This window comes from Collinsella sp. LCP21S3_C7 (genome assembly GCF_052118485.1).
In the GTDB taxonomy this organism is placed as follows: domain Bacteria; phylum Actinomycetota; class Coriobacteriia; order Coriobacteriales; family Coriobacteriaceae; genus Collinsella.
The window spans coordinates 1-7,556 of sequence record NZ_JBQKHC010000033.1; the positions used below are offsets into that span (position 1 = coordinate 1).

Annotated in this window: 9 protein-coding genes; all 9 read left to right on the forward strand. The window is 68.6% G+C overall.

Annotated features, from left to right (window positions below; genetic code table 11):
- The coding region (locus ACTQ1E_RS08580) for a hypothetical protein (protein WP_441565850.1) at positions 1–1,664 on the forward strand (1,664 nt) is incomplete at its 5' end.
- Positions 1,664–2,443, forward strand: a complete 780-nt coding sequence (locus tag ACTQ1E_RS08585; RefSeq protein WP_441042106.1) for a hypothetical protein — start codon at positions 1,664–1,666, stop codon at positions 2,441–2,443. The genes ACTQ1E_RS08580 and ACTQ1E_RS08585, both read left to right, overlap by 1 nt.
- Before the next feature lie 2 nt (positions 2,444–2,445).
- Positions 2,446–3,549 carry a hypothetical protein gene (locus ACTQ1E_RS08590; RefSeq protein ID WP_441042108.1) on the forward strand — a complete coding sequence of 368 codons (1,104 nt, stop codon included), beginning with the start codon at positions 2,446–2,448 and terminating at the stop codon, positions 3,547–3,549.
- Entirely contained in the window at positions 3,542–4,495 is a 954-nt protein-coding gene (locus ACTQ1E_RS08595) for a hypothetical protein (RefSeq protein ID WP_441396056.1), read from the forward strand. The genes ACTQ1E_RS08590 and ACTQ1E_RS08595 overlap by 8 nt, the downstream gene beginning before the upstream one ends.
- An 11-nt stretch (positions 4,496–4,506) precedes the next feature.
- Positions 4,507–5,001 (forward strand): hypothetical protein, encoded by a 495-nt coding sequence (locus ACTQ1E_RS08600; RefSeq protein ID WP_441042112.1) that lies wholly within the window; start codon positions 4,507–4,509, stop codon positions 4,999–5,001.
- Positions 5,002–5,003: 2 nt separating this feature from the next.
- The gene (locus ACTQ1E_RS08605) at positions 5,004–5,882 is read left to right on the forward strand and encodes a hypothetical protein (RefSeq protein ID WP_441565852.1); all 879 of its coding nucleotides are present in this window, start codon (positions 5,004–5,006) and stop codon (positions 5,880–5,882) included.
- 3 nt (positions 5,883–5,885) lie between these two features.
- On the forward strand, positions 5,886–6,239 hold the full coding sequence (locus tag ACTQ1E_RS08610; protein ID WP_441042116.1) for a hypothetical protein: 354 nt from the start codon (positions 5,886–5,888) through the stop codon (positions 6,237–6,239).
- On the forward strand, positions 6,239–6,613 hold the full coding sequence (locus tag ACTQ1E_RS08615) for a hypothetical protein (protein WP_441186306.1): 375 nt from the start codon (positions 6,239–6,241) through the stop codon (positions 6,611–6,613). The genes ACTQ1E_RS08610 and ACTQ1E_RS08615 overlap by 1 nt, the downstream gene beginning before the upstream one ends.
- Positions 6,614–6,934: 321 nt before the next feature.
- A partial coding sequence (locus tag ACTQ1E_RS08620; protein ID WP_441565854.1) for a hypothetical protein occupies positions 6,935–7,556 on the forward strand: 622 nt, incomplete at its 3' end.

The following is a 7,556-nucleotide window of genomic DNA, read 5'->3' on the forward strand; positions in this document are numbered from 1 at the left end:
CCATGGTGTTTGAAAAGGTCAGGGTTGGCCAACCGACGCTTGAGCAAACCGCTTCGTTGATGGATCAGCTGGCCCTGTCCACTGAATCCGCCGCCGCCGCAATGTCTCGCCAAGACTTCGCGGCTCAGACGAGCATGGGTTGGCAGAAGATCGAACTGAGCGTCGAAGGGGCGTTCGAGCAGCTGAGGAAGTGGGATGACCTGCGGAACAGCTCTGACCCGATGGCCAACCTTTTTGCAGGCGCATCGGCCAATCTGGGCGCACTCAAGGAACTGGAAGAGGGCTTCCGGCGAGCAGATCAGGCGCTCGGCCAGATGGTTGGCACCGGCCACGCCGACAAGGCCGCCGCCGCGTTCGCCCGCATGGCCGAGGCGGCCAAGAAGCAGGGTGTCGATAACGATTCTCTCATCCGCCAGTTCCCGACCTATGCGGAGGGGCTGCGGGCGCAGGCGTCGGCGCTGGCTGAGGCGACGGGATACACCGACCTGCTCAACCTGTCCAACGAGGACCTCGTGCGCTGGATGGGTGGCGACATCCCCATCGCCGTCCGGTCCGCCCAGATCGCCGCCAAGGACGCAGGCTCGACATCCGAGGCGCTGACGAAACAGCAGAAGGAACTCTCTGCCGCCACCGACGCCGCGACCCGAAGCTATGACGAGTATGTCAACAGCCTGTTCGCCGCCAACAACGCTGCCGTCGCCATGCTCGACGCACAGCTCGGCTTCAACCAGTCCGTGCTGGACGGCAGCAAGGCCGCCAAGGAGTGGGCCGAAAAGGTCGCTGGCGGGCACGCCCAGGCCAAGAGCGCGTTCGACCGGACGACCGAAGCTGGCATTGCGAACAACCGCGTCATGCTGGACATGGTCAGCAATGCGCAGCGCGACATCGAGGAACGCACCAAACAGGGTGAGTCGATCGAGTCGATCATCGCTATCCACGGCCAGTACCGCGACCAGATGATCAAGGTCGCCACCCAATACCTCGGGAGCAAGGCCGCGGCAGTCGCCTACATTGACCAGCTGTTCAAGACACCGAAGAACATCAGCACCGCGGTCCAGTTGGAGAAGTCGGCCGCCGATGCGCGCCTGAATCAGTGGAAAACCAAGCTTGACGGCGTGCCCGACACTGTGCGCACCAGCATTCTCGCCGCCGTGGAGCGGGGCGACCTCGCGACCGCGAACCGGCTCCTGGCGGACGCAGCCCGGACCCGCACTGCCACGATCAAAGTCCATGTCTCCAAGGACGGCCGGGAGATGGTCGGCGGCGGAAACAGGGCAACTATCAACGCCTCTGGCGGGCTGTACACCGACCGGGCGAACGGGCACCTGCCGCAGATCGCGCGAGCGGGCGACTGGCGCATCTGGGCCGAGCCGGAGACGGGCGGCGAGGCGTACATTCCGCTCGCCAACGACTGGCGCCGCCCTCGAGCGCAGTCGATCCTCCGGGAGACGGCCAGCCTGATTGGGATGCGCACCTACGCCGGTGGCGGCATCTCGCACACCACCCCAGTTCTCGACACATCCGGCGTCGCGGACGCGGTTGCTGCCGGTCTGGCTGGTGCCCGGATCGTCATGGTGGACCCGACCTCGGGTGTGGAGCGGCTGGTGGATGCGCGGATCGAGATGGCTGGCCGTCGGTCGGCATCGACGGTGAGGAGACGCTGATGATACTGGCTCCGCTGGTGATGCAGTCGCCGCCGTGGGTGGACATGCTGGTGACTCAGGTGCCTGCCGGTGCGGTGTCGGTGCGAGCGTGGCGCGTGTGGCGCGCGGCAGAGGTGCTGGTGCGTGGCCGTCACGTGCTGCTCGGGTCGTCGGCTCGGGTGGTGGACTATGACTTGCCTGTCGGCTCTCCAGTGTCGTATCGGGTGGAGGCCCTGTCCGGGTCGGGTCAGGTGGTGGAGTCGGCGTCGGTGCAGGTGTCGGCCCCGTCGCCCGGGCACTCGATGGCGTGGCTGTCTGACCCGATGTCCCCGATGGGGTCTGTGGTGGTTGGTGTGCTGCGGGGCGGGTCGCGTGGCCGGTGGTCGTCGGCGATGGAGATGGTGCGTCCGATGGGTGGTTTGCCGATCACGCAGGGCGGTGAGCGTCAGGTGCGGGTCCGGTCGTGGCGTCTGGTCGCTGAGGATGAGGCGACGGTGCAGGCGGTGGACGCGATCATGCTGGCCGGGCCGACGGTGGTGTTGCGGGGCGACCCTGAGTGTCTGGATCATCCGACGGGGCTGCTGTACGTGTCGGCGGCTGATGTGGAGTCGGAGCGGACTGTGCCGCACCTGCCTCGGGTGACGTGGCAGATGGACGGGTATGAGTCGCGGGGGCCGGCGATCCTGCCGGTGGTGCCGTCCCGTACCTATGCCGACGATATGGCTGAGCATCCGACGTATCAGGACTCGACTGCTGCGGCGGCAACGTATCTGGACCGTCTCCGTCTGCTGGAGGCGTAGCTATGTGGCCGGTCGATGAGAGGTGGGGTGCGGCTCGTCTGGGGGATGTGGAGCTGTCGTGTCAGGTGTGGCCGACGCTGCGGGGTCAGGTGCTGACTGCTGAGCCGCTGGAGGTGGTGGACGGGTCGCTGTCGGTGGAGGTGCGGGGCGGGCAGGTGCAGTCGTCGCTGGAACTGTCTGTGGCTGACCCGGACGGGTCGCTGTTCACGGGCGCACCGGATGCGCCGCTGGCGGTGCATGGGCATCGACTGGTGGTGCGTGCCGGGTACGCCGGCGTCGGTGATGCGCCGCTGGGCGAGTTCCGCGTGGAGCGCATCGTGCCGGACGGGTCGCCGTGGCGGCTACACCGCTCGGGCCGGTGGGTGCGTGGTGCTCAGATGCTGCGCGTCTCCGCTGGTGACCTGCTGGGGATCGTCGCCGATGACCGGTTCACGACCCCGACGCGGCCGCGTGGGGGAACGGTGCGCGCTGAGGTGCAGCGGCTCGTCGCCGACATCCTGCCGGTCGGTGACTGGTCAGCGTCGCAGACGGTGCCGTCGTCGGTGGAGTACTCGGAGTCCCGCATGGATGCGCTGCTGTCGGTGATGCGTCTGGCGGGTGTGGTGGCGTGGGTGGATCGTGCCGGGGCGCTCCAGGGTGTCCCGGATGTGGGGTCTGGTCAGGTGTGGGAGGCGTCTGCTGCTGATGTGGTGGAGTGGGTGCCGGTGATGGACCGGGACGGGCTCCGCAACGGGTGGGTGGTGACATCGGAGTCGGAGTCTGGGCAGCCGCTACGTGGGGCCGAGTTCGAGGCATCGGGTCCGCTGGCATGGGATGCCTCCGGGTTCGGACGCGTCCCCGAGTTCCTGCACTCCCCGCTAATGCGGACGAACGCTCAGTGCGCGTCGGCGGCGAGGACGATGGGTGAGCGGGCGAGGGCGGCGCGTCGTCAGGTGCTGACCGTGACGTGCGCCCCAGACCCGGCCCTTGATGTGCTGGACACGCTGCGGCTACGGCTGCCGACCCGCACGGTGGATGCCCTGGTGACGGGTATCAGGCTGCCGCTGACTGGGGGATCGATGACGGTCACGGCGAGCGCTGGGTGGGGGGTGCTGGTCGATGTCTGATCCTCTGGGTGATGCTGTCGCGTCTGCTCTGACCCCGGCTCGTCCGCCTGCCGTCGCGGGGGAGGTGAAGGCAACTTCCCCGGTGCTGCTGGTGTCGGTGCTGGGGTCCGAGGTGACGCCGCTGGTGTGGCTGCCGACACCGCTGGCGGTTGGTGACCGGGTGCTGCTGCTGCGCTCCGAGGGGGTGTGGCATGTGGTGGGTCTGCGTACCGCCCGGCCGAGTGAGGGCACTGTGTCATCCACTGGGTCTGGTGTGGTGACCGTCTCGACTGGGGTGGGGCCTGTGACGGTCCCGCACGTCGGTGGTGTGCCGGTGGTGGGTGATCGGGTGGCGCTGCTGTGGGGGTCTGCTGGTGGTGTGGTGGTGGGCCGTATCGGCACACCGTCCGCTCCGCCGCCGCCATCCACGCCGCCGTCTGACCCGACCCCGCCACAGACTGATCCGGCGCCCGCACCGGCCACTGTGGCTGCTGGGGCGGTGCAGGCTGCGACGGCTAGGTCTGGGAGGTGGCGCAGCGACGGCACCGCCGGGCACCGCGCCTATCAGGGGCACTCCACCTCGGGGCAGGTGGCCGACAACACCGGCTACTTTTTTTACGGCTCGACCCTGGCACGGGGCGGGACTGGCTCGTCTGGTGTGGTGCGTCTGTATCGGGCGACCGGTGCGGGCATGTCGGCGGCGCGGACCGTGTGGCTGGCGCTGCACGGTGCTGCGACGCGACCATCGTCACCTCCCGCGCTGACAACTCAGCCTCGCGCCGCCGGGACAGTGGCACAGGGCGGCACCGTCGACATCGCGCTGACCAGCGCTGAGGTGTCGGCGCTGCTGTCCGGCGCTGCTCGCGGGATCGCTGTCTCGTACCAGGGCACCACGGACTACATGGCACTACTGGGCCCATCTGACCGTCCCGACGCTGGACGGGTCACTCTCATCACCACGATCTAAGGAGGCACGGGATGCCGACCACACCGATCTATGGACTCCGGACGCCGGAGTTGGCGGACGCAAACAACGTCCCGGCAGATATGGCCCTGCTGGCTCAGGGCACCGAAAATGCGCTGTCGTCGCTGTCTCCGTCGTGGTCGTCATACGCCGTGGCGTGGTCGCAGAGCGACGGCACCAACCTCTCGATCGGAAACGGCACGCTGGAGGGTCGCTGGATGCAGGTGGGGCGTCTGGTGCACGCCTCGGTGTCGATGGGGCGAGGCTCGACCACCAATCTCGGGTCGGCGGCGTGGGTGTGGTCGATGCCGGTCAACGCCAGGGCCTGGATGATGGTCACTGGCGTGGGGTGGCTGGCGCGTGGCGGGTCTGAGTATCCGCTGACGGTGAGGCCGGTGGGCCCTGGCCGTGTGGTTGCGCTGATCCCGTCCGGGCGGATCTCCAACAACAACCCTGGTGGGTGGGCGTCGGGCGACTCGCTGTTTTTCACGATGACCTACGAGGTGTGATGATGGCTGATCGGATCACGTGGCGCGGCTCCCTGCTGTCGCCCCGCACTCGGGACGCACTGATCGAGGCGGAGCAGTTATGTGCCGCGATGCCCGAGTTCCGTGGCTGGCGGGACGGGTGGATCATCCGCCCCGGTCAGGGGTCGTGGCAGCCACGCAGCCCCTACTCGGGCTCGACCCACACCGGAGACGGCGTGGTCGACCTGTCGATCCGCCACCACCTCACCCCACCGCAGCGCAAGGCGGTGCTGAGGGCGTGTCGGCAGGTCGGGTTCGCGGCATGGCATCGGATGCCGTCCCGCTCATGGGTGGAGCATCACCATCTGGTGCTCATGCCCCCCGACCAGACCACCAACACAGAGGGGCTGGCTGCGTCGGCGATGGTGCAGGTGTCGCACTACCGGCGTGGCCTCGACGGGCTCGTCGGCAAGGACCGCGACCCGGACCCGTGGCGACCGTCCCCGCTCCTGTCGTGGGAGCAGTACCAGCAGCGCACCGACACCCACACCACCCAAACATCCACCCAGGAGGATGACATGCCCTACACCAAGGACGAACTCAAGCGGATCGTGACCGAGGCGCTGAGCGCCTACGACTGGCAGCCGCTCCAGAAGGGGTCCGACAACCCGCTCGTCGCCAGCTCACGCAACAACAACCAGATCTGGGCCAGCATCAACAGCCAGGAGACGCTGCGGCTGGTGCGGGAGCTCGCCAAGCGTCAGGGCGTGGTCGTCGATGAGCAGGCGATCGCCCGCTCGGTGCTCGCCGGACTCACCCCGCTGGTGCGTACAGCCGTCGAGGCCGCAGTGAAGGCCGGCGGAACCCCGCAGGCCGTCGCCGACGCGGTCGTGTCCCGGCTCGGCGACGCACTCAAGGACTGACGCGTGTCTCGCCGGACAGCGATGCTCGGGCTCGGCGTCCTATGGGTGCTGGTCGGGGTGTCGCTGCTCTACGCGGCCGTCCCTGCCCGCGCCGAGCTGATCGACCTGCCCGACTGGCTACGAGCCGCCCTGTGGGTCGCTGCCGGCGTGGTCGCGATCGCCACATCAAGCCATGTTCGGGCGTCGGTGTGGGGTCTGGCTGCGATGGCGCTGGTAGCCTCCGAACGGGTCGGCGCATGGATCGTCGCATGGATCGCCCACGACGGCAACGACCCGGCGACGAAACTCGGGTTGTATCTGATCGCGCTGTGGGCGGTGTGGATCACGGCCCGCATCCCCGCCGATCGGGAGGCATGATGGTGGGTACTGTCCTATCTGTGCTGGCGATCATGGTGTCGCCGGTGGTGGCGTGGCTTGTGGCGCGTGCCGGTCAGCGCTCGACGCAGCGGTCGGCGGAGATCACCTCAGCCACCGACCTGGTGCCTGACCTCATCTCACGCGTGGAGCGACTCGAGCAGCAGGTGCATGCGCTGCAATCCGAGCTGTCCGAGCGGCTGGGACAGCTGTCCGCCGCCGCCTGGTTCATCGACCAGGTCGGGATGCTCCGCCGCCCTGACTGGGGCCGGATGCCCCGCGTCCCGCACCGCATCCGTGACCATATTGACCCGAGCCTGTGGCTCGACCCTGATCCGGTGGACGACACGGAGCCGTCCCCTGTACGAGAGGACTAGATGATGACTGACCAGACGACGGCACCGGTGCCGGTGCCCCCGATCCCTGCTGAGGATCGTCCCTGGATCGCTGCCCGGCGTGGCTGGCAAACCCTCTGGCAGGGTCTCGGGGTCGCTGTCCTCCTCGGTGTGCTGATGGCTGCCCCTGCTGTGCTGGGGGCCGAGTCGTGGTCGCAGGTGTGGCAGACTGCGCCTCAGTGGTCGTGGACGTTGGCGCAGGCTGCTGGGACGGCGCTGGTGGCGTGGCTGCTGCGCCGGTTCGGGGACGACTCTCATGTGGAGCTGCGTCCCCGCCACGCCGCCGACGAGGACTGATCTGCGGTGGCTGAGTGTCGAGGGCTGGATATCGGCCCCACGGTCGCGCCGTTGACGGTGCGTTTGGTGGAGGGTGACCCGGCGTCGATCGTCGCGCCCGGCGTCCCGTCCGGCGCGGTGCTGCGTTTCGAGGCCGGTCTCGACGTGTCCCCGTCGCCTCACGCCGAGGGGGTGTCGTGGGTGCTGTCCGCTGAGCAGGTCGCTCAGGTGGTGTCTGCTGGGTGGCATGTGCGTGGCGTGGCGGTCGTCCATGGGGGCGGAACCCTGATGGCTGGGCAGGTGCGTGTCATCTCCCGCTGGACTGCTGACTGTCCGCAGCAGGGGCAGGTGGTGCGGTATGTGCCGGGCGTGCCGGGTGCTACTGGACCCGCGCCGAAGCTCACTGCTGGGGGTGTCTCGACGGTCCCGTATGGCGAGCCCGCCACGGTCTCTGTGGTGGAGGCTGGCGCTGGTGTGTATCGGCTCGATCTGGGTGTGCCTGAGGGGCGGCGGGGTGAGCGCGGCGATGACGGGCTTTCCCCGGCCGTGGCCGTCGGTGCTGATGCCCGCCTCGTCATCGACGGCACCCCCACCGGCCCTGCCCTGACCGGACCCGCGCCGACTGTCACGGCTGGCACCACGTCCACAC